Origin of the sequence: Klebsiella sp. CN_Kp100, assembly GCF_040065315.1 — a bacterium.
Taxonomy (GTDB): Bacteria; Pseudomonadota; Gammaproteobacteria; order Enterobacterales; family Enterobacteriaceae; genus Klebsiella; species Klebsiella oxytoca.
Genome location: NZ_JBEAIJ010000056.1, coordinates 1 through 22,568, shown reverse-complemented (window position 1 = coordinate 22,568; position 22,568 = coordinate 1). Strand labels below are relative to the sequence as shown.

The 22,568-nt window shown below is 55.1% G+C and carries 21 protein-coding genes and 1 pseudogene; 9 read left to right on the top strand and 13 right to left on the bottom strand.

All coding sequences use genetic code 11. The features are described 5' to 3' along the window. Window positions 1–10: 10 nt before the first annotated feature. Complete coding sequence (gene ybiB / locus ABLV12_RS24355) at window positions 11–979, top strand: DNA-binding protein YbiB (RefSeq protein WP_348867411.1); 969 nt, start codon at window positions 11–13, stop codon at window positions 977–979. Window positions 980–1,111: 132 nt separating this feature from the next. Here ybiB and ybiJ read toward each other — a convergent pair whose 3' ends face one another. From ybiJ to ABLV12_RS24340, 3 genes are all read right to left on the bottom strand, one after another. Continuing rightward, window positions 1,112–1,372, bottom strand: coding sequence for a DUF1471 family protein YbiJ (ybiJ, locus tag ABLV12_RS24350; protein ID WP_004100481.1), 261 nt, complete (start codon window positions 1,370–1,372; stop codon window positions 1,112–1,114). A gap of 285 nt (window positions 1,373–1,657) precedes the next feature. Continuing rightward, entirely contained in the window at window positions 1,658–1,924 is a 267-nt protein-coding gene (locus ABLV12_RS24345; RefSeq protein ID WP_004100483.1) for a DksA/TraR family C4-type zinc finger protein, read from the bottom strand. Window positions 1,925–2,169: 245 nt separating this feature from the next. Beyond that, window positions 2,170–2,784 (bottom strand): flavin reductase family protein, encoded by a 615-nt coding sequence (locus ABLV12_RS24340; RefSeq protein WP_064397544.1) that lies wholly within the window; start codon window positions 2,782–2,784, stop codon window positions 2,170–2,172. Window positions 2,785–2,880: 96 nt separating this feature from the next. Between ABLV12_RS24340 and rlmF the strand changes: the two genes are divergently transcribed. Then, a complete protein-coding gene (rlmF, locus tag ABLV12_RS24335) occupies window positions 2,881–3,795 on the top strand; it encodes a 23S rRNA (adenine(1618)-N(6))-methyltransferase RlmF (RefSeq protein WP_064397545.1) in 915 nt (304 codons plus the stop codon). Here rlmF and ybiO read toward each other — a convergent pair. The 6 genes from ybiO to rhtA form a co-directional block, all read right to left on the bottom strand. Next, window positions 3,790–6,000 carry a mechanosensitive channel protein gene (gene ybiO / locus ABLV12_RS24330; protein ID WP_064397547.1) on the bottom strand — a complete coding sequence of 737 codons (2,211 nt, stop codon included), beginning with the start codon at window positions 5,998–6,000 and terminating at the stop codon, window positions 3,790–3,792. The two genes, rlmF and ybiO, sit on opposite strands and share 6 nt — an antisense overlap. A gap of 110 nt (window positions 6,001–6,110) precedes the next feature. Then, window positions 6,111–6,833 (bottom strand): glutamine ABC transporter ATP-binding protein GlnQ, encoded by a 723-nt coding sequence (glnQ, locus tag ABLV12_RS24325; protein ID WP_049121241.1) that lies wholly within the window; start codon window positions 6,831–6,833, stop codon window positions 6,111–6,113. Further along, on the bottom strand, window positions 6,830–7,489 hold the full coding sequence (gene glnP, locus ABLV12_RS24320) for a glutamine ABC transporter permease GlnP (protein WP_004100490.1): 660 nt from the start codon (window positions 7,487–7,489) through the stop codon (window positions 6,830–6,832). The genes glnQ and glnP overlap by 4 nt, the downstream gene beginning before the upstream one ends. Window positions 7,490–7,622: 133 nt before the next feature. Next, window positions 7,623–8,369, bottom strand: coding sequence for a glutamine ABC transporter substrate-binding protein GlnH (gene glnH / locus ABLV12_RS24315; protein WP_004100491.1), 747 nt, complete (start codon window positions 8,367–8,369; stop codon window positions 7,623–7,625). Between the two features lie 375 nt (window positions 8,370–8,744). Next, complete coding sequence (gene dps, locus ABLV12_RS24310; protein WP_004100493.1) at window positions 8,745–9,248, bottom strand: DNA starvation/stationary phase protection protein Dps; 504 nt, start codon at window positions 9,246–9,248, stop codon at window positions 8,745–8,747. A 216-nt stretch (window positions 9,249–9,464) separates the two neighbouring features. Continuing rightward, window positions 9,465–10,352, bottom strand: a complete 888-nt coding sequence (gene rhtA, locus ABLV12_RS24305; RefSeq protein ID WP_004100495.1) for a threonine/homoserine exporter RhtA — start codon at window positions 10,350–10,352, stop codon at window positions 9,465–9,467. 351 nt (window positions 10,353–10,703) lie between these two features. Between rhtA and ompX the strand changes: the two genes are divergently transcribed. Continuing rightward, complete coding sequence (gene ompX, locus ABLV12_RS24300) at window positions 10,704–11,216, top strand: outer membrane protein OmpX (protein WP_004100497.1); 513 nt, start codon at window positions 10,704–10,706, stop codon at window positions 11,214–11,216. Window positions 11,217–11,285: 69 nt separating this feature from the next. On the opposite strand, the gene ABLV12_RS24295 is transcribed toward ompX, so the two are convergent. Beyond that, entirely contained in the window at window positions 11,286–12,863 is a 1,578-nt protein-coding gene (locus ABLV12_RS24295; protein ID WP_004100499.1) for a phosphoethanolamine transferase, read from the bottom strand. 267 nt (window positions 12,864–13,130) lie between these two features. Further along, window positions 13,131–13,256, bottom strand: coding sequence for a manganase accumulation protein MntS (mntS, locus tag ABLV12_RS24290; RefSeq protein WP_004100500.1), 126 nt, complete (start codon window positions 13,254–13,256; stop codon window positions 13,131–13,133). A 182-nt stretch (window positions 13,257–13,438) separates the two neighbouring features. Here mntS and mntR point away from each other — a divergent pair, with 182 nt between their 5' ends. The 5 genes and pseudogenes from mntR (at window position 13,439) to ABLV12_RS24265 (ending at window position 18,481) form a co-directional block, all read left to right on the top strand. Continuing rightward, window positions 13,439–13,912 (top strand): manganese-binding transcriptional regulator MntR, encoded by a 474-nt coding sequence (mntR, locus tag ABLV12_RS24285; RefSeq protein WP_004100501.1) that lies wholly within the window; start codon window positions 13,439–13,441, stop codon window positions 13,910–13,912. Beyond that, window positions 13,909–15,014: pseudogene (locus ABLV12_RS24280) on the top strand (anion transporter). The gene mntR and the pseudogene ABLV12_RS24280 overlap by 4 nt, the downstream one beginning before the upstream one ends. Window positions 15,015–15,124: 110 nt before the next feature. Beyond that, window positions 15,125–16,165 carry an aldo/keto reductase gene (locus ABLV12_RS24275; protein WP_064397550.1) on the top strand — a complete coding sequence of 347 codons (1,041 nt, stop codon included), beginning with the start codon at window positions 15,125–15,127 and terminating at the stop codon, window positions 16,163–16,165. Between the two features lie 152 nt (window positions 16,166–16,317). Next, window positions 16,318–17,694: a glycoside hydrolase family 1 protein gene (locus ABLV12_RS24270; protein WP_047720116.1), complete on the top strand. Its 1,377-nt coding sequence runs from the start codon at window positions 16,318–16,320 to the stop codon at window positions 17,692–17,694. A 70-nt stretch (window positions 17,695–17,764) separates the two neighbouring features. Further along, the gene (locus ABLV12_RS24265; protein ID WP_004100505.1) at window positions 17,765–18,481 is read left to right on the top strand and encodes a GntR family transcriptional regulator; all 717 of its coding nucleotides are present in this window, start codon (window positions 17,765–17,767) and stop codon (window positions 18,479–18,481) included. 45 nt (window positions 18,482–18,526) lie between these two features. On the opposite strand, the gene ldtB is transcribed toward ABLV12_RS24265, so the two are convergent. Then, entirely contained in the window at window positions 18,527–19,441 is a 915-nt protein-coding gene (gene ldtB / locus ABLV12_RS24260) for a L,D-transpeptidase (protein ID WP_004100506.1), read from the bottom strand. Between the two features lie 190 nt (window positions 19,442–19,631). Then, window positions 19,632–20,414, bottom strand: a complete 783-nt coding sequence (locus ABLV12_RS24255) for a tyrosine-protein phosphatase (RefSeq protein ID WP_004100507.1) — start codon at window positions 20,412–20,414, stop codon at window positions 19,632–19,634. A 178-nt stretch (window positions 20,415–20,592) separates the two neighbouring features. On the opposite strand from ABLV12_RS24255, the gene ABLV12_RS24250 reads away from it, so the two are divergent. Next, window positions 20,593–22,185: an ABC-F family ATPase gene (locus tag ABLV12_RS24250; protein ID WP_016808105.1), complete on the top strand. Its 1,593-nt coding sequence runs from the start codon at window positions 20,593–20,595 to the stop codon at window positions 22,183–22,185. Window positions 22,186–22,568: the final 383 nt, after the last annotated feature.

Sequence of the window (22,568 nt, the reverse complement as noted above, 5' to 3'; positions counted from 1 at the left end):
GGAGCCTGCAATGGACTACAGCAAGATTATTAAAGAAGTCGGGCGCGGAAAGAACCACGCCCGCGACCTGGATGTGGAGACAGCCCGCGCGCTCTACTCGCGGATGCTTAACGGCGAGGTGCCTGAGCTTGAGCTCGGCGGCATTCTTATCGCTCTGCGCATTAAAGGCGAAGGCGAAGCGGAGATGAAGGGCTTCTATGAAGCGATGCAGGCGCATACGATTAAGCTGACTCCGCCGGTCGCCAAACCGATGCCCATTGTGATCCCCAGCTATAACGGCGCGCGTAAACAGGCAAACCTGACCCCTCTGCTCGCCGTCCTGCTGCATAAGCTCGGCTTCCCGGTCATCGTCCACGGCGTGAGCCACGATCCGACCCGCGTGGTGACGGAAACGATTTTTGAACTGATGGGTATCCCGGCGACGCTTCACGCGGGTCAGGCCCAGGCGCGATTGGATAGCCATCAGCCGGTTTACGTTCCGGTCGGCGCATTTTGCCCACCGCTGGAAAAACAGCTGGCGATGCGCTGGCGCATGGGCGTGCGCAACAGCGCCCACACGCTGGCCAAGCTGGCGACACCCTTTGCGGAAGAGGCGGCGCTGCGCCTGTCGAGCGTTTCACACCCGGAATACGTCGGCCGGGTAGCGAAATTCTTTGCCGAAATCGGCGGGCGGGCGCTGCTGATGCACGGTACCGAAGGGGAGGTTTACGCCAACCCGCAGCGCTGTCCGCAGATTAGCCTGATTGATGCATCTGGTATGCGAGTGGTAAATGAACGACAGGATAGCGTAGCCGCGCAGGCACTCGCCCTGCCGGAGTCAAAAGATCCTGAAGTCACCGCCCGCTGGATTGAGCGCTGCATCGTCGGGAGCGCACCGCTACCGCAATCATTGCGAATTCAGTTGGCCTGCTGTCTTGTGGCCACCGGCGCCGTTCCGTCTCTTGAACAGGGCCAGGCAAAGGTGGCTGAGCGCTGGTAACCGTAGCGGCAGGCAAAAAAAAGCCCGTCCAGTGGCGTGGACGGGCAAGGCAAGGGTATTAAAGGATCTTACAGGGTTAAAACAGTGGCATTACAGGGTGTTGCTACAGGGAATAGCGGCAAGTAGCGGCGATTATTTGTAGATAACCGCGGTACCGCTAAGTTTGTTGTTGCTGTTAGCTGAGGTAATGCTATAACCGGTCGCGCCGGCAGCCTCTGCTTTTTCAGCCAGTTTAGCTTCCAGTCCATCCAGCGTCGTCGCGCCTTCAGCGGAAACTACACCAATTTTATTCATGCTTTCTGCCTGAGCCGAGGTCACCGGCTGGGCGGCGAATGCGCCAAAAGAGAGAGCGGAAAGGGCGATGGCAGCGGCAGCAAATTTCATGTTTTTCATAGTTAATCTCTCGCAGGTTGTTCTGTTCAGGGGACGATATTGCGTCGATGTGATAAGTATCACGGTTTTTTACGGGAGATAAAATCGAAGGAAATTAACAGTGTCCATCGAATTTTTTGAATAAGTATTAATTTATTGAATATTAATAAATTATTTTAGCCGGGAAAAGCAAAAGCCGTGAGGATGAAGTTCAGAGGGCTTTAAGGGCACATATTGCCACGCCGCTTGCCAAAAAACGTGCGCGAAAAGATAACGCGATATGCGGTAATGAACGGTAAATATCGGTCAACGAAGCTGGCTATCTTTGGAACCTCTGCGATTATATCCTGAAAATGTATTGTTATGTAAGTCTTTCTCCTGCTGGCATTTGATGCAGTATTTCACGCCCGCGACCGCGCGCTGACGCGCTTCGGGGATCGGCTCTCCGCATTCTTCACAAAATTTGTTGCTCTCACCCGATGACAGCTCATTTCGCGCCCGTGCAATCGCGTCATTGATAGTGCTATCGATTTGTTCCTGCACCGCGTCGTCATTTGCCCAGCCTGAAGCCATAGTCCACCTCGCTATCTCGTCTTTCTTTAGTATAGGAAATATGGGGGCAAAAAATGACCAGACAAGGAGTCATGTTCACTGCTGAGAAAATCCAGGGGTGAGGCAGTGGAGAGAGGGATACTGAAAGGGCGTTTGCGCGCAGGCCTCCGCAGGGGAGGTTAAAGGGATGATTACAGGTGGATAAAAAGCCGCTTCCCGACCAGCCCGGCGGCGAGCTTGCCGGTCGGGGGAGTCGGAATAAACGTCTAGCGGGCGTCCGGACGCACAAGGTCAAAGCGCAGGCTTTCATCAATGGCGTAATAGGCGCTGGGGCCGCCCGCGCGCAGAATCGGCTGAGCTCTGGCGGTCTGGTAAATCCCGTCCTCCAGCAGCGACTCATCAATATGCACTGCCACAACTTCGCCCAGCACCAGCCAGGTATCAACCGCCAGCCCTTCGGCGGTGGTTAACTGGATGCATTGCGACAGGCGACACTCAAAATTGACCGGACTTTCGGCTACCCGGGGGGCGCTGACGAGGCGGCTGGCAGCGGGAGTGAGCCTGGCGCGGACAAATTCATCTTCGTGACGCGGGATACTGGCAGAGGTTTCGTTCATCGCGACCGCCAGGGGGCGGGTGGCGAGGTTCCAGACGAACTCTTTGGTCTCGACGATATTCTGCACGCTATCTTTCCAGCCGCTGCTGGCGAAGCCAATAATCGGCGGCTGATAGTTAAAGCAGTTGAAAAAACTATACGGCGCAAGATTATGCTGGCCGCTATTATCCACGGAAGCTATCCAGCCGATAGGCCGTGGTCCGATAATCGCGTTAAGCGGGTCGTGCGGCAGCCCGTGTCCGTGCGAAGGTTGGTAGAAGTACATACGACACTCGTGACAAATAAAGAAGATATCCAGACTCACTTATTTACCGCGCCGCCGTCAACGGGTATCTTACGCGGCTGTTCAAAGGAGAATGCCATGAAAGCCCAGAAACCGGGGTTACACCCGCGTAACCGTCACCATCAACGCTACGATCTGCCCGCGCTATGCCAGGCCCATCCTGAGCTGCAGGCCTTCATCACCCTTAATCCGGTGGGTGAGCAGACCATCGACTTTGCCAACCCGCTGGCGGTGAAGGCGCTGAATAAAGCGCTGCTGGCGCATTTTTACGCGGTGAAACACTGGGATATTCCCGACGGCTTTCTCTGTCCGCCAGTGCCGGGCAGGGCGGACTACATCCATCACCTCGCCGATTTGCTGGCGCTGGATAGCGGGACGATCCCGGCTAACGCCAGCATTCTTGATATCGGCGTGGGCGCAAACTGCATCTATCCGCTCATTGGCGCGCACGAGTACGGCTGGCGCTTTACGGGTAGCGAAGTGAACGCCGACGCGTTCGCCAGCGCCCAGGCTATCATCAACGGCAATCCGGGGCTCACTCGCCAGATCCGTCTGCGCCGTCAAAAAGACGCCAACGCGATTCTGAACGGCATTATTCATAAAAATGAACACTACGATGCGACCCTCTGCAACCCGCCGTTTCATGATTCCGCTGCCAGCGCGCAGGCGGGCGGCGAGCGTAAACGTCGCAATCTTGGACTGGGCGAACAGAGCGCGCTGAACTTTGGCGGTCAGCAGCAGGAGCTGTGGTGCGAAGGCGGCGAGGTGGCCTTTATTACGCAGATGATTGAAGAGAGCAAGCCGTTTGCTCGTCAGGTTAAATGGTTTACTTCGCTGGTTTCTCGCGGCGACAACCTGCCGCCGCTATATCGCGCTCTGACCGACGTCGGCGCGGTGAAAGTGGTGAAGAAAGAGATGGCCCAGGGGAATAAGCAAAGCCGCTTTATCGCCTGGACCTTTATGGATGAGGCCAAACGTCGCCGCACGCTATAACGTGGGCTCGGCGGGGGCAGGCGGTCCTGCGGGTGCTGGCATCGGCAGAACCTGATAAGTTTGTACCGGCGCCCGCACGCCTGCGAGGTCAAAATGCCTTTTCACCTGAGTATCGAGGGCGAATCTGACCGTCCACTGCTTGAGCGGCAGGGTGGTAAAGGTGACGCGCAGGGTGAAGGCGGTATTACTTAAGCCTACCACGCCGGTGAAGGATGGCTCGCCAATGATCAGCCCGCGAATCTCTTCCTGCGCCATCACTTCCGCGACCGCATCCTTCAGCGCCTGGTTAGCCTTATCCAGATCTTCATGCCGGTCAACGTCATAGTTGGCCACCACCGAGCCGATACCGCGTACGAAGTTGGCGAAGGTGGTTATCGAAGACCACGGAATAATATGATAAGCGCCGGTATCCTGACGGACGCCGACGGAGCGAATCGACATGCGCTCCACCGTCCCGGTGAGCGGTCCGATCGTCACCAGGTCGCCGGTATTCATACCGTTCTCGAACTGAATAAAAATGCCGGTAATAATATCTTTGACCAGGGTCTGCGCGCCAAATGAAATTGCCAGGCCCAGCGCGCCGGCGCCGGCCAGCAGCGGGGCGATATTCACCCCCACTTCCGAAAGCAGGATCATAATGGTAATAGTGCTGATCACCACCGCCAGCGCGTTGCGAAACAGCGTCAGCAGCGTTCGGGCGCGGGCGCTGGGCAGCGGGCGACCGTGAATGTCCGATGCCAGCCGGTTTTCAATCAGGCTGGCGAGCAGCGTCCAGCCAATCGCCGAGAAGAACAGGATCAGCGCGATACGAATCAGCACATCAACCGCTTTTTGCCCGCTGCCGTTATGCATCCACTGCCAGAAATCGAACAGCCCCCATGCGCTGAGCAGCAGCATAATCGCCACGCAGACCGTCAGGATGCGCGCGGCCTTCAGCGATGCGGAGATCCAGCCGTTAAGTCGTTTTTGCAGTTCAGGATAGTTACGCTGGGTTTCCGGCGACAAGGTGATGGTTTTCGCAATCCAGCGCGACAGAATACCGGAGACCAGCGCGGCGGCGCCGACGATGGCCAGGCTGCGTAGGGTCGCGCCCATCATAAATTTCAGGCTGTTACCGGGGTCGAACAGCGAGAAGAAAAACAGCACGATGAAATAGGCGCAGGCCAGCCAGTGCCACACCAGAGCAAAGGCGCGGATAAACAGGCTAAAAAAGGCCAGCGATCGGTCGGCAAGATGGATAAGCCCTTGGGTAATTAACTGCTTATTGTGGAATATCAGATACAGGGCCCAGAGCGTAATGCACAGCATAATGACCACATTGGCCAGCGCCCCGAACTGCACGTTGACCTGGTTGGAGATAATTGGCACCGCAACGATCAGCCCGTAGCCAATCAGGCTGCTGAGCGCGCTGAGGCGCAGATTCCAGTATTTCGCCGCTTCATCGCTAAGGTTAAACGGGCGTAGCTCCGGGATGCGTGGGCAGAAAATCAGCCGCAGAATGGCTTTGAAAAACTCGATCAGCGCAAAGGCATTGAGAAACAGACTTTGCTGGAAGGCGATAGTGGGATTATTACCGTTCAGGCGATCGCTTAATAGCTGGCCAACCAACAGCGTCAGGGCCAGCAGAAGCAGGTCGAAAATAAATGCGCCGGCAATCGTGGCCGGCAGCTGTAGCCAGTTGCTGCGGTCGCGGTTTTTATGTCGTCCCCAGTGCCCCATTTTGCGATACAGCGGCAGGGCAGCCAGGCGTACCAGCCACCAGAATGCAAAGACCAGACCGGCAAGCAGCAGGAAATGCCAGGCGGCGCTGATGAACGATTGCGAATTAAATGGTTTATGCGGAGAGCCGGTGATGTTGCGCCATAGCTGGGAGAAGCGCGACGAAAGCTGTTCGCCATATTCACGACTGATCTGAGTGACGTTCTCCAGCACCGTCGTTTCGTCTTTAATTTCCGGCGGCGTCAGCGTCGGGGTACTGTCCGGCGGCGGCGTGGCGGCGGCTTTACGCAGCTGATCGATAAGCTCCTGGCGGGCATCGGCGTTTTCAAGCACGTCGGCCAGCGCGCCGTAGGCCGCTTTTTTCTGCGCCAGATCGGGTTCGCTACTGCTGGAGTGGTCCGTTGTGGTTGCCGGAACGCCGGGCAGCGTCGCGGCCCATAGCGGAGCGGTGAAGAGTAAAGCGAGCAGAAACAAAATCCGCGGCACAGGCACCTCCATTGCATCTCAAACCGTTAAGTATAGAAGACGAGATCCGGAGCGCGAGGTTGGGATGATTCTGGAAAGCGGCTCTCCCGCGAAGGGAGAGCCGGGCAGGGTCAGGCGACGTGCTGTAAAAACTCCTGCAGACGCGGGCTTGGCGGGTTGTTGACCAGCACCTGCGGATCGCCATCTTCGGCAATGCGCCCTTTATCGATAAAGATCAGGCGGGAAGCCACTTTTTCGGCGAAGCCGATTTCGTGGGTGACGATGACCATGGTCATGCCTTCTTCAGCCAGATCCTGCATCACTTTCAGTACTTCATGACGCAGTTCGGGATCGAGCGCGGAAGTTGGCTCATCAAAAAGCATCATTTTAGGTTTAACCGCCAGCGCCCGGGCAATAGCTACGCGCTGCTGCTGGCCGCCTGAAAGCTCGGAAGGGTAGTGGTGAGCGCGTTCCGCGAGGCCCACTTTCGCCAGCAGATCCTTCGCCAGTTTTTCCGCCGCCGCTTTATTGGCGCCGCGTACGCGCAGCGGGCCAAACATCACGTTTTCCAGCGCGGTCAGGTGCGGGAACAGATAAAACTGCTGGAACACCATCCCGGCTTCCTGGCGAATCAGCCGCTCATCAACCTTCGGGTCGTTGACCTTCAGACCATCGACGATCAGCTCGCCGCTGGTAATCTCTTCGAGTTTGTTAATACAGCGCAGCAGGGTCGATTTACCGGAGCCGGACGGCCCGATAATCACCACGACTTCGCCCTGGTTGATCTTCAGATCGATATCATGCAGCACTTTGGTTGGGCCAAAGTGCTTGGAAACGTTTTTAAATTCAATCACAGGATTTTCATCCTTCTTTCAAGACGACGCAGAACAAAGCTCAGCACCAGGGTGATGATCAGATAGATAACCGCAACGGCGCTCCAGATCTCCAGCGCGCGGAAGTTACCGGCAATAATTTCCTGGCCCTGGCGGGTCAGCTCGGCTACGCCGATGACAATAAACAGCGAGGTGTCTTTAATGCTGATAATCCACTGGTTGCCCAGCGGCGGCAGCATACGGCGCAGCGCCAGCGGCAGGATTACGTAGCGAATAGTTTCGCGACGAGAAAGACCCAGGGCGAGGCCGGCTTCCCGGAAGCCTTTGTGAATCGACAGCACCGCGCCGCGGGTAATTTCCGCAATATAGGCGCCAGAGTTGATCATAATGGTGACTACCGCCGCGGAGAACGGGTCGATACGTAAATCGCTAAAGGCCATCGGCAGAGCGAAGTAGATGAACATGACCTGCACCACAATCGGGGTGCCGCGGATGATTTCAATAAAGACCAGCGCAATGTGGTTGGCAATCCAGCCGCCGAAACAGCGGGCGAAACCGGCTACCAAACCGATTATCAGACCGCCGACCAGGCCGAGGACCGAAATCCACAGCGTCATTTTGGCGCCTTCCAGCAAAATGGGGATGGCGGGCCAGATGGCACTCCAGTCAAACTGCATAATATGTTCCTGTTACCGTGTCGAAAACAGAGGAAATTCCTCTGAGAAAACTATTCAGGCCTGCTGACGGGTAGCCCGGAAAGCTCCAGGTCTACCAGACCACAGCAGGCCTGGAAGAGAGCATCGCTAATTATTATTTAGGTTCAGTACCGAACCATTTTTTATAAATTTCGTTATAAGTGCCGTTTTCACGCAGAGTTTTCAGCGCGCCGTTCACTTTTTCACGCAGCTCGTCGCTACCTTTCGGGAAAGCGATACCGTAGTTTTGCGCTTCCAGCGAGTCGCCTACCGCTTTGAACTTACCGTTACCTGCGGTTTTGATGAAGTAAAGGATGTTTGGCGTATCGTGCAGAACCGCATCGGCGCGCCCGGTACCGAGTTCCATATAGGCATTATCGATGTTCGGGAACTGGCGCAGATCTTTGGTTTTGATATTGGCTTTCGCGTAATCTACCGAGCCGGTACCGCCCTTCACGGCAACCACTTTACCGTTCAGGTCTTTGACATCCTTAATTTCGTTATTATTTGCGTTCACCATCACCAGAAGACCGCTTTTGTAGTAGCCGTCAGAGAAGTCGATGGCTTTTTTACGCTCGTCAGTGATAGTGATCCCCGCCAGCGCGAGGTCGATGTTTTTCGTTTGCAGCGCCGGAATAATACCGCTGAAGTCCATTGGCTTCAGGGTGTAGTCAAGCTTCAGCTCTTTTGCGATGGCAGCCCACAGGTCAACGTCGAAACCGACGTACTTATCGCCCTGTTTAAATTCGAACGGAACAAACGCCGTGTCGGTAGCGACAACCAGTTTTTTATCAGCGGCGTGAGAAGAAACCGCAAAAGCCAGGGTCAGTGCAGCCAGTGAAACTTTAAATACAGACTTCATAGCATTTCCTTTTATATCCACGGGACGATCCCCTGCGAGAACGAGTTGCCTTATGAAAAAATCATGCCAGTTTTACAACCTGTTGTTTTATAACAACCAGGATAATTCCTGCTGCACGATTTTGATAAGGGATAACGTTAAATGCACCGATATGGGGCGCTATTTTGGTGCGTCATAAGCGTATCGCATAACAAGAGCATTTTTAACGCAAACCCTGATGTTAAAACAATCTTGATGTAACGATTGTGTGAGGTGATTATTACAATTGATTTACTTTGGCGCGTATTTTGACCAATCTCATGCACTAATGTGGTGCGCGGCGGGGCGTGGGGAAAAGAAATAAAAAAGCCGCCAGCGTGGCTGACGGCAGTTGGCTTACTCGATATTCGCTTCGATGAACCACAGGAACTGATCCAGGTCGCGGGAAGCGGCGGTAAAGATATCAGCGGTATCTTCATCTTTTGCTTCGTCGATGGCTTTACGCACATCGTTGGCGACGATGGCATAGCGGTCGGCCAGCTCTTTCAGGTGGTCCTGGACGCTATGGATATCCAGCGGATAGCTTTTCAGCGGGCTCTTGCTGTTGATGACCTGAGTGGTACCCAGCGCCACGCCGCCAAGCTGGACGGCACGTTCAGCCATGGTATCAAGGTGGTTGACGAGCGCGGTGCGGAAGCCGTCCAGCATCTCATGAACGGCAATGAAGTTTGCACCGCGCATATTCCAGTGAGCCTGTTTAGTAATCAGAGACAGGTCAATGAACTGGATCACCTGGCGATTCAGCAGCTCAACGGTCGCTTTCTTCGCGCTATCTGCGACGTCGTTACGGGTATAGAGCAGATTCGTTGCTTTAGTTTTAACCAGTTTTGCGGTACTCATAATGTCATATCCTCTTGATATTTGTACTCGTCATACTTCAAATTCGAATTATTCGGAGCGTCTCATCCCAATAACTTGCGGAATTAAGTATAGCAACGGATTTGAGCTTTGCAGCGGCGGTAGTCTCTATCGGTCTGATAGCGCAGGGCTGTTGGATTGGCAAAAATCTTTATGAATCAAAGGCCCTGACTGGTTTTCTTGCTCAGGGCCTGTTCTTTAACTGATGTCGACTTTCTGAATTTTTGTCTCCCGGCGCATTGTCAGCGTCGAGCCCATTGATGCCAGAATGATCGCCCCGAGCGCCAGGGTCTGGGTTGCAGTTAGCGTTTCACCAAGAAACACCATGCCGGAAAGCGCGGCCAAAGCGGGCTCCATGCTCATCAGGGTGCCAAAGGTCTTGCTGGGCATGCGGGTGAGGGCCACCATCTCCAGAGAATAGGGCAGAGCAGTGGATAAAATGGCGATCCCAAGGCCTGGTAACAATAGTCCCCACTGAAATAGCGTATCGCTGGCCTGAATCATCCCCATCGGCACGAAGACCACCGCAGCAATCAGCGATCCCATGGCGACCGTGGCAGGACCATGCTCTTCCCCGGCGCGCTGGCCGGTGAGAATGTAGACCGCCCAGCAGGCGCCGGCGCCAAGCGCCAGCAGCGCGCCGATGGGATCGATCTGGGCAACGCTTTGCCCCAGCGGCAGCAGAAACCAGAGTCCAAGCACCGCCAGCGCTACCCAGACGAAATCCAGCGGGCGGCGGGAGCCAAAGAGCGCCACCGCCAGGGGGCCGGTAAATTCCAGCGCGACGGCAACGCCTAGCGGAATGCGCTGAATTGATAAATAGAACAGGTAGTTCATCGCGCCCAGCGACAGGCCATAGAAGAGTAGCGGCAGACGCTGCTCCGGCGCAAAGCGAAGACGCCAGGGTTTGAAAATAACCACCAGGATGAAGGTACCGAGAGCCAGGCGCAGGGCGGTAACGCCGGGCGCGCCGACGAGCGGAAACAGTGATTTGGCCAGCGATGCGCCACTCTGAATGGAAATCATGGCGATTAAAATAACCAGTATCGGCAACCATGCCGGTACTTTACGGGACGAGCCGGGCATCCTTTCTCCTGTCAATTTTGTCAAATGCGGTAAAGGTTCCAGTGTAAATGAATTACCCCGCGCCGGTTGAGCTATTGTTGAAAAAAAGGGGAGTGAAAGCAGTACAATAGCGCGGGGGCGAAGATAAATTCACCAGAAGATTAGGAATAATCTGGATACACGTCGGGTGCTTTATAGGCCTTAATAGGTCTATATTTGTAAAAAAGGTTTGTTTTCCAGTTTGTTATAGAAACGTAGAAACCTTTAGTTACATGAAAAAGTACGTTAGACAATGTAAAGTGAAAAGAGTTTCCCAAAAGTTTTTGTTATATTTAAGACTTAGGACTTATTAGAAACACATTTGAGGTGGTTATGAATAAAATTGCACGTTTTTCAGCACTGGCCGTTGTTCTGGCTGCATCCGTAGGCACCACTGCTTTCGCTGCGACTTCTACCGTTACCGGTGGTTACGCTCAGAGCGACATGCAGGGCGAAGCTAACAAAGCAGGCGGTTTCAACCTGAAGTACCGCTACGAGCAAGACAACAACCCGCTGGGTGTTATCGGTTCTTTCACCTACACCGAGAAAGATCGTTCTGAGTCTGGCGTTTACAAAAAAGGCCAGTACTACGGCATCACCGCAGGTCCGGCTTACCGTCTGAATGACTGGGCAAGCATCTACGGCGTAGTAGGTGTTGGTTACGGTAAATTCCAGAACAACAGCTACCCGAACAAAACTGACATGAGCGACTACGGTTTCTCTTACGGTGCTGGCCTGCAGTTCAACCCGATCGAAAACGTTGCTCTGGACTTCTCCTACGAGCAGTCTCGCATTCGTAACGTTGACGTTGGCACCTGGATCGCTGGCGTAGGTTACCGCTTCTAATCACTTCGGTGATATAAAAAATCCGCCTCAAGGGGCGGATTTTTTTTGCCTGCGGTTCACGCAACCGTGTTAATTGACGGTGAACGCGTCGGTCCCCAGATGGGTGTAGTCGACCTTCTTCAGCTGGAAGTTGGTGATGTAGATAGGGCCAGCCTTCTGCTCTGAGATAAAGCGATAGCGCGGGGTGATCTCCTGAGCGCTGATACCGGTCCACTGCGAAAAGAAGCTGAGAAAGTCGTTGGCGGAACGTCGCGCTTTAATGATCTTATGCGCTTTATCATCGCTGGAGATCACCATAAACGGCACCTGGAAATTCTGCTGGTACTTATCGTCGTGTGCCAGATACTGCACCTCTTTCCCGCGCTCCTTAAAGGCCAGACCGTGATCGGAAAAATAGGTCATCGAGAAGGTTTCCCCCGAATTTTGTAGCTGAGTATAAAGATTGCTCAACAGCGTATCGGTTTGCGTCATGGTGTAGAGATAGCAGGAGGTCTCTTTCGACTGCACGAAAACGGCGTATTTGCCTTTGGTGCGATCGCAGGCCTGCGGGTGTGAGCCCATCAAATGCAGGACGATTAGCTGCGGCTGGGTACGGCGGGTGGCAAGCACCTGCGCGGTCAGCTTTAATAGCTGCTCATCCTGAGTGTTTTTGTTGGCCTCAAAATCGCCGTTTTTAAGGAACTGAACTTCGTCTGCGCGTTTGGCGATACTGGCAATCGCCGTATCATATTCACCAATTTGCCCCTGATTTGAGAACCACCAGGTCTGAAAACCGGCACGGTTGGCGAGGGTGACAAAGTTATCCTGAAACTGCGGTTTGTCATCGACCACCCGGTTCAGGGTTAATCCGAGGGATTTCTGCGTTGAACCGCTGGCGGCGATATAGTCGTTGAATAAATAGCCTTTGACCGAGCTGGCGAACGGCGTATTGTCCCAGTGGCCGCCAAAGGCACCGAGCGCATCACGGCGCGCGCTCTCTCCGATAACCACCACGTACAGATGATACTTTGGCTTTACCGCCAGCACGTGCCAGCTGTCTTTCATATTCGCCAGCTGCGCCATCCGCGCCTGCTCATCCAGTACTTCACTATTATTCACCACCACATCTTTAACGAAGCGGACGGCAGGGTAGCCGGTATCGATGACCTTAAAGACGCCGCCCCAGGCAAGGTTTTGCACCGGTTGCAGAAAGAAAATAGCGATGCAGAACAGCAGTCCCAGCGTATCTGTTTTCCCCCAGCGCGCCGGCGCTTCCGGTTTGCGGCGCACGGCAATCACCCCGAGCGCAAAGATAAACACGGCCAGCAGATAGCTGTACCACGGGAAAATGGTGAGGATTTCGGTGGACTCTTCGATGTTCGTGGCGTGCAGCGCCAGCAGCGTGTTGAAATTCGGCGCGCCGTAGGCCTGGCCAAACGGATAGTACATGGCCGCCAGCAGTGAATAGACGCCAACGACCACTTTTTGCGCGCGCGGAAAGCTCCGCCACAGCAGATGCAGCACGCAGGTAAAAGCAACGGTATAGAGCAGGCTAAACTCATAGCCCAGCGCCAGGTTAATAAACAGCGATTGTAAAAAGTAGAATCCTGTCCATGGGTTCAGTACCGGCCTGCGGGCGACCAGCGTTTCTTTCAGCGTGACATTCATAGTAAACAATCAAAAAGAGCCATGTGTATCCCCTGGCATCAAGGGGTAAAACCTGCTGGACAGTGCGTGAAGAGGGTCTCTGCGAGCCGCAGTAGTGGCAGGGCTGACAAAAGATAGGGCTTGCAAATGGTAAGGTCAACAGTCCATAACGGATTGTTTTGGGAGAAAGCTTACAAAACTTGAAAAAAGTCGCTGAAGCGCTGAGTAATCAGCCAGTGTGGCAGGAATTTGTGGCAGAAAAATGAAGCGGCGTACCGCGACGCCGCATTAGTTGTTGGGTTTATCCTGCTGCGGTTTGCCGTTGATCAGATCGCACAGCATCCCGACAAGCATTAACCGCACTTTAAAAGGAGAATGGGTAAACACGTTTAAGCACCTCTTGAATTCATTCATATCGACCTCCTGTAACTTCGTCCTTCGCTCCTTGAAGGATGTGTGTATTACATACAGATATAGCACAGGCTATATTTTATAGCTATGGCTAAAACGTTAATTTTTTGTTCTCTGTGCGCGATCCATTACAATGGGGATCCTTTTATATGATGCTTGATGCGTCACAGGAATGAGGAAGCACAATGAACCGTCGCGCAGGTAAGCCAATAACAAAAAAAGTGACGCAGCTAGTGAATGTCGAAGAACACGTTGAGGGATTTCGTCAGGTGCGCGAGGCGCATCGTCGGGAGTTGATTGATGACTACGTGGAGCTGATTTCCGATCTGATAATGGAAGTGGGCGAAGCCCGCCAGGTGGATATGGCCGCGCGGCTTGGGGTGTCGCAGCCAACAGTTGCAAAAATGTTAAAAAGGCTGGCCAGCGTTGGGCTGATCGAACAGATCCCCTGGCGGGGGATCTTTTTAACGCCTGAAGGCGAGAAGCTGGCGCATGAAAGCCGCGAACGTCACCAGATCGTGGAAAACTTTTTACTGGTGATTGGCGTTAGCCCGGAGATTGCGCGTCGCGACGCCGAAGGTATGGAGCACCACGTCAGCGAAGAGACGCTGGCGATGTTTAAACAGTTTACCCTCAAGCAGGGGTCATCGGGAGAATGAACCTCGTCTTTGTTCAGTCGCTGATCCGCGACCGCTTTCTACACCTGCTGCTGGTTGTCGGCGTTGTTTTAAGCTTCTTTGTACCGTTTGCCCCTGCAGGCTGGCTACACGCCATTGACTGGCATACGATTATCACCCTTAGCGGACTGATGCTACTGACCAAAGGCATTGAACTGAGCGGCTATTTTGACGTAATAGGGCGCAAAATGGCGCGCCGCTTCGTCACCGAGCGCCAGCTGGCCATATTTATGGTGCTGGCGGCCGCGCTGCTATCTACCTTCTTAACCAACGATGTGGCGCTGTTTATCGTTGTGCCGCTCACGCTGACCCTGAAAAAATGGTGCGCTATTCCGACCAGCCGGTTAATCATTTTCGAAGCGCTGGCGGTGAACGCCGGGTCGTTGTTAACCCTATCGGTAATCCGCAAAATATCCTGCTATGGGGGCGCTCCGGCCTCTCATTCCCGGCCTTTATCGGCCAGATGCTGCCGCTGGCAGCAGCGATGATGATGACACTGCTGGCGCTGTGCTGGTTCTGTTTCCCCCCCAGGCATCTCAATTATCAGAGCAGCGACAGGGCGCCCTCCTGGCGGCCAAAGCTGGTCTGGAGCTGCCTGGCGTTCTATGTCGTCTTTTTGACCGCCCTGGAGCTAAAACAGGAGCTGTGGGGACTGGCGCTGATCGCGCTGGGTTTCCTGCTGCTCGCGCGGGCGGTGATCGTTAACGTCGACTGGACGCTACTGCTGGTGTTTATGGCGATGTTTATCGATGTTCACCTCTTGACCCAGCTCCCCGTTCTACAGCATGCGCTCAACGGCGTTGGCCAGCTCTCGGCGGGAGGGTTGTGGCTGACCACGATTGGTCTGTCGCAGTTTATCAGCAACGTTCCGGCAACTATTTTACTGCTCAACTACGTTCCACCATCGGCGCTGCTGGCCTGGGCGGTTAACGTCGGCGGATTTGGCCTGCTGCCGGGCTCCCTGGCAAACCTGATTGCGCTGCGCATGGCTGGCGATCGTCGCATCTGGTGGCGCTTCCATCTCTATTCGCTCCCCATGCTGCTGTGGGCGGCGCTGGTGGGATACGGCCTGCTGCAGCTCTGATATTCAGAGAATTGGGCAAGAAACGGACAGAAACGCCACATTCGCGTTCTCCTTTTCCGGGGTATAACTCTCTTCACGGCAGTGAATCACCCTGATTGAAGGAGAGTCCTATGCGTTATCAAAAATTGGGTCATACCGGCCTTTTTGTCTCTGAGCTGTGCCTGGGCACCATGACCTTCGGTGGTGAAGGCGGCCTGTGGGGGAAAGTGGGGCAGCTGCGCCAGGCGGAGGCAGAGCAGCTGGTGGGCAACGCGCTGGATGCGGGCATTAACTTCATCGACACCGCTGATGTCTATTCAGAAGGACGCTCGGAAGAGATTACCGGCCAGGCGCTAAAGAATCTGAAAGTGCCGCGTGAAAACGTGGTGGTGGCGACTAAAGTCTTTGGCGAAACCGGCACTGCAGGCGTGAACTCGCGCGGCAGTTCGCGCTATCACATTATCAGCAGCGTCAAAGAGAGCCTGCGTCGTCTGCAGCTCGATCATATCGATCTCTATCAGCTTCATGGTTTCGATCCTGCGACTCCGATCGAAGAGACGCTGTATGCGCTGGATAATCTGGTGCAGCACGGCCACGTCCGCTATATCGGGGTATCGAACTGGGCGGCATGGCAAATAGTGAAAGCGCTGGGCATTTCCGAACGCCTTGGGCTGGCGCGCTTTGCCTCTTTGCAGGCTTACTACACGCTTGCCGGGCGCGATCTGGAGCGCGAGCTGGTGCCAATGATGCAGAGCGAAGGGCTGGGCCTGATGGTCTGGAGCCCGCTGGCGGGAGGTCTGCTCAGCGGTAAGTACGATCGCGATGGGCAGTCGGCGAGCGGCGGCCGTCGTCAGGAGTTTGATTTCCCGCCGGTGAACAGAGAGCGGGCTTTTGACTGTATTGATGTGATGCGCGAGATTGCCGAGGCGAAGGGCGTTTCGGTGGCGCAAATCGCGCTGGCCTGGCTGCTGCACCAGCCGGCGGTGAGCAGCGTGATTATTGGCGCGAAGCGGGTCGAACAGCTTACCGATAATCTGGCGGCGACCCGCATTGCCCTGAACGAGGATGAACTGTCGCGGCTTGATGCGGTCAGCGCGCTGCCGCGGGAATATCCGGGCTGGATGCTGGAGCGTCAGGGCGAATATCGCCGTAATCAGCTCGCACAGCAGTAATTTCTTTTCCTCTAAGCCGGATCGCCCGCGTCGCGATCCGGCTTTTTTTATCCGTGGCGCTCACAAAAAACGATCCTCGACTTTGCCTGCTAATGAAAATTCGTTTATATGACTAGTCATGAAAATTATATGACTAGTCATAGGGGCGAGAGATGAACAGAACACTGCCGGCAGATTTTTTATGGGGTAACTCGGTTTCCAGTATGCAAACCGAAGGGGCGTGGAATGAGGGCGGAAAAGGGATGTCGGTTTACGATATTCGTCAGCCGGCGGAATTTGCTTCCGACTGGAAGGTGGCGACCGACTCCTACCATCGCTATCGGGAAGATTTCGACCTGATGCAGGATTTGGGCATGAACTGTTACCGCTTCCAGATTGCCTGGAGCCGCGTTTGCCCGGAAGGCGACGGTGAGTTCAATGAAGAAGGTATTGCTTTCTATCACCAGTTTATCGACGAGTTAATTGCCCGCGGCATTGAGCCGATGATTTGCCTGTATCACTTCGATATGCCGCTGTCGCTGGCTGAACGCTTTAATGGTTTTACCGACCGTCGGGTAATGGAGGCCTTTATTCGTTACGGGCAGAAGATGATCGACTGCTTTGGCGACAAGGTGAAGTGGTGGCTGACCTTTAATGAGCAGAATCTTTACCATATGCCGGACGCGTTTCTGATTTCAGGCTATATGCGCGGCGAGAAGACCCTGCGCGAGCTGTATCAGATCCAGCATCACGTGATGATGGCCCACGTTCATCTGACGCAGTATCTGCACCAGGCTAAGCCGCAGTGTCTGATGGGCGGGATGCTGGCCCATGCGCTGGTCTATCCCGCCACCTGCAAACCGCGCGATATTCTTTGCGCCCAGCAGCTGGACGAATTTTTAAACCAGAACCTGCTGCGCGCCTTTGCCGGGGAGGGCTACAGCCCTGAGGTCATGCACGTGGTCGCCCGCGAAGGCCTGGAGGATATCTACCGCGCAGAGGATCTGACGCTGATGGCGCAGGTTAAAATCGACTATCTGGCCTTTAGCTACTATGCCAGCAAAGCGCTGGATAGCGACCCGATCCCGCCGGGCACGCCGGTCAACTATTACATGCAGTTTGGCGATAAAAAGAATGACTATCTGGAGGCCACCGAGTGGGGCTGGCAGATTGATCCGCTGGGCTTTCGCACCATTATTACCCGCTACTACAACGACTGGCGTCTGCCGGTGTTCCCGATAGAAAACGGCATTGGGGTGATTGAGTCCTGGGACGGCGTAAACCAGGTGGCTGACGACTACCGCATTGCCTATCATCGCGACCATATCAACGCCATGAAAGAGGCGATATTTGACGATGGCGCGCAGGTGATTGGCTACCTGGGCTGGGGGTTGATCGATATCCTCAGTTCGCAGGGCGATATGCGTAAACGCTACGGAGTTGTCTACGTGAACCGGGAAAACCACGACCTCAAGGACCTTAAGCGCGTACCGAAGAAAAGCTATGCCTGGCTGAAACGGGTCATCCATAGTCATGGCGCAGAGATGTAGCGGCGCCTCGCGCGGGCAGATGGTATATTCTGCCCGCCAGCCACAATCAGTCACGTAAAAGGATCGGGGAATGACGGCCAAATATCTGAGTATCGCGCGGGAAATCAAAAAACGTATTATCAGCCGCCAGTATCCCGCCAGCGCGCCGTTACCCGATCAGTTCGCCCTGGCGGCAGAGTTCAGCACCAGCAGGATGACCATTCAACAGGCGATGCGCCAGCTGATTGTCGAAGGCCTTATCTACACCCGTAAGGGGCAGGGGACCTTCGTGCGCAAAAATTTCCTCCAGCTTTCGCAGTGGGAGCTACCCGGCAGCGACTATTTTGGCGCCACCAAAACCTGGGAACATTTAGGGGAAGTCACCAGCCGGGTGATTCGCTTCGAGCTGCGTTTCCCTACGGAAAAAGAGCAAAGCTCGTTGCTGATTGACGCCGATGCCCCGGTCTATGATTTCGTCCGTCTGCGGTTGCTCAATGAGGAGCCCGTATCGCTGGATCTCACCGTGATGCCCGTTGCGCTGGTGCCCGGCCTGAATAAAACGATTCTGCAAAGCTCGGTGTTTCGCTACGTACAGGAGACGCTGGGGCTTAAAATGATGGGCTCGTATCGGGTGGTGCGGGCGATGAAACCGCAGGCGCTGGACAGAGAACATCTCAACTGCGAAGCGACCGACCCGGTGCTGGAGGTGGAACAGGTGATCTATCTGGAGGATGGTACGCCGCTGGAGTATGCCCATTGCCACTATCGCTACGATCACGGCGGAATCATTCTGGTCAATAACGGTTAAAAAAATGGCGGGCACCGGGCCCGCCACTCTCTGCATTATGCGCGTTTAGTTCAGACGCACCGGCATACCGGAACGGTTCTGAATCGCCTGATCGAGCACGCTCTGGTCTACGTCAGTCTGGCTGGTAATCGCCTGCACTGATTTGGTCAGATTAATCGGCACGATTTCACCGCCCTGGAACTGCTCTTCGGTCGTGGACAGCGGGTTGTGAACTTCAATGAAGCGGCTGCCGTCTGGCTCAGTCGTCGCTTTTACCGGCTCATCGATAAACTCAACGCGGGTGCCGACCGGCACGTTTTCGAACAGGAATTTGATGTCGTCGTTACGCAGACGCACGCAGCCGTGGCTGACGCGCAGGCCGATACCAAAGTTGGCGTTGGTGCCGTGAATGGCGTACAGGCGGCCGATATACAGGGCGTACAGGCCCATCGGGTTATCAGGACCGGCCGGAACAACCGCTGGCAGCGGTTCGCCAGCCGCGCGGTATTCCGCATGCATTTTGGCGGTAGGGGTCCAGGTCGGACCGGCTTTTTTACGCTCAACTTTGGTGACCCAGTTGACCGGCGTGTCTTTACCTAACTGGCCGATACCGATCGGCAACACGATAACGGTGTTGGTGCCTTTCGGGTAGTAGTAGAGGCGCATTTCCGCACTGTTGATGACGATACCTTCATGCACGGTGTCCGGCAGAATCAGCTGCTGCGGGATGTTTAGCACGGTGCCGCCTTTCGGCAGGAAGGTGTCCACGCCCGGGTTGGCTTCCAGCATGTTGGATAAACCCATCTGGTATTCGGCGGCGAAGTATTCCAGCGGCTGCTTGTTGCCTTCCGGAATGGTGATCACCTGGTTCTGACCAATCAGACGGCTGCCGTCGGTGGGCAGAGGATAAGTTACAGCAGAAGCTGTGTTGCAAAAGCCCACGATGGCGAAGGCTGCCGCGAAGAGTGTTGATAATTTCATAATCTTTATGTCGTGGGCGATGTTAATGCCGCACAGGCCTTTGTCAGTTTAAACAGGGAGTCGATGGGAGCGCATTATATGTGCTTTCCGCCAAACAGGTAAATGAGATGTGTACGAAATCACATTTTTTTCCTGTGACCGAGAGTGTAGCCCGTCAACGCTGGCCCTGCCGCCTGAAAACGGGAGGGGATTACCCCTCCAGAAGCCGCGACTGGAGCGCTTCACGCGCCTGCGGCGTAAGCTGATACTCTTTCTCCAGCCAGGCATCGACGCTGGCGTAGCGGTCGTCGATTTGAGAAAGCGCGGCAGCAAGATAAGACTCATGAACCGTCATGATTTCCGCCAGGTTCTGCCGGCCGCGCGCGGTCAGTTCATCGCCGAGGGAATCGAGCATGAAATTCTCGACCTCAGTCAGCATGCCCTGGGTCAGCAGGTACTCTTCCATCACCGTATGGCGATCGCAGCCGAGGGCGAACAGCGTCAATGCGCAGCCAACGCCGGTGCGGTCTTTGCCCACCGCGCAGTGCTGCAGCAGCGCGCCGTCGAAGGGTTCCATCAGCCAACCGGCCAGCTGGCGATAAGCGGCGTTGTTGAACGGCAGCTGGCGATAGAGCTCCAGCATAAACTGCTCGCCGTTAAGGGCGTTGAGCGTGGCGGCGCTGAGCTCGGTGACTTTAGCGTTGACGTCGCGAACGTGCGGATTCGCCGGGGCGTTGAGATAGTGGGCCGTTTCGTTCAGCTTATCGGGGCTGCGATGCACTTCTCCCGGATCGCGATAATCTATCACCCGGCTGAGCGGGATAGCGTCCAGGTGGGTTAAGTCAGCGGTCGTCATCATATGCAGCGAGCCGGAGCGGAAAAGCTTCCCCGACCGCACGCGGCGGCCGTCGGCGGTACGCTGGCCGCCCAGGTCACGAAAGTTGATACCGCCCTGCAGCGATAAGAAGGCCGGATGGCGGGAGATTGTGGTCATAGGTTCCTTCCAGATTAGGGTAAAAAATTACGCACTGAGTAGTATAACCGCGCAAGGTGACAACGACCCTAACACAGGCGGCAGTGATGATTTTATAACGGCCCGTGAAAAGTGAAGCATTTGCTGGCATAATGTCTGGTTCATCACACTTCTCATTCTCTATTTTCAGGATAACCCCGTGCTAGTATCCAGCAACGTCACCATGCAGTTCGGCAGTAAGCCGCTGTTCGAAAACATTTCCGTCAAATTTGGCGGCGGCAATCGTTACGGCCTGATTGGCGCCAACGGTAGCGGTAAATCGACCTTTATGAAGATCCTCGGCGGCGATCTTGAGCCGACGCTGGGCAACGTCTCCCTCGATCCGAACGAGCGTATCGGTAAGCTGCGCCAGGATCAGTTTGCGTTTGAAGAGTTCAGCGTGCTGGATACGGTGATTATGGGCCACGGCGAGCTGTGGGAAGTGAAGCAGGAGCGCGATCGCATCTACTCCCTGGCGGAGATGAGCGAAGAGGACGGCTACAAAGTGGCTGACCTTGAAGTGCTATATGGCGAGATGGACGGCTATTCCGCTGAGGCGCGCGCCGGCGAGCTGCTGCTCGGCGTGGGGATCCCGGTAGAACAGCATTACGGCCCGATGAGCGAAGTCGCTCCCGGCTGGAAGCTGCGCGTGCTGCTGGCGCAGGCGCTGTTTTCTAACCCGGACATTCTGCTGCTCGACGAACCGACGAACAACCTGGACATCGACACCATCCGCTGGCTGGAGCAGACGCTCAACGACCGCGATAGCACCATGATCATCATTTCGCACGACCGTCACTTTCTGAATATGGTCTGTACCCACATGGCGGATCTGGATTACGGCGAACTGCGCGTTTATCCTGGCAACTACGATGAATACATGACCGCGGCGACCCAGGCGCGCGAACGTCTGCTGGCTGACAACGCCAAGAAAAAAGCGCAGATCGCCGACCTGCAATCTTTCGTCAGCCGTTTTAGCGCTAACGCCTCTAAATCTCGCCAGGCGACCTCGCGCGCCCGTCAGATTGACAAAATCAAGCTGGACGAAGTGAAAGCGTCCAGCCGCCAGAACCCGTTCATTCGCTTTGAGCAGGATAAGAAGCTGTTCCGTAACGCCCTGGAAGTGGAAGCGCTGGCTAAAGGTTTTGATAACGGCCCGCTGTTTAAAAACTTCAACCTGCTGCTGGAAGTGGGAGAGAAGGTTGCGATTCTGGGCGCCAACGGCGTGGGTAAATCCACGATGCTGAAAACCCTGGTCGGCGATCTGGCGCCGGACAACGGTACCGTTAAATGGTCTGAGAATGCGCAGATTGGCTACTACGCGCAGGATCATGAATATGAATTTGAAAACGATCTGACGGTATTTGAGTGGATGAGCCAGTGGAAACAGGAAAGCGACGATGAGCAGGCGGTGCGCAGCATCCTTGGTCGACTGCTGTTCAGCCAGGACGATATCAAGAAGCCGGCGAAAGTACTCTCCGGGGGCGAAAAAGGCCGTATGCTTTTCGGTAAGCTGATGATGCAAAAACCGAATATTCTGGTGATGGATGAACCCACCAACCACCTGGATATGGAATCGATCGAATCGCTGAACATGGCGCTGGAGATGTATCAGGGCACGCTGATTTTCGTTTCCCACGACCGTGAGTTTGTAAGCTCGCTGGCGACCCGAGTGATTGAAATTACGCCGGAGCGCGTTGTGGACTTCACCGGTAACTACGAAGATTATCTGCGCAGCAAAGGTATCGAATAATTTTCCTGTTGTTTGTCCCGGATTGCGGCGCTGGCGCGCCTTGTCCGGGTATCTCCCACAGACGGCGATGAACCTGTAGCCCGGGAGCAGCGCGCAGAATATCCCTTGCAGAGAACAGAGTGGTTGAATGCCCCGGAGGCGATGCTGCGCATCTGTCAGGGCTACCACACTGCAATCGGCGATGAACCTGTAGCCCGGGCAAGGCGCGTTAAGCGCCGCCCCCGGGAGCAGCGCGCAGAATACCCCTTGTAGAGAACAGTGCGGCTGAATTCCCCGGAGGCGATGCTGCGCATCTGTCCGGGCTACCGGCCCACAGACGGCGATGAACCTGTAGCCCGATGTGATGGACACCTCCCCCTTACGGCATCAAAGTGCCAGACTGA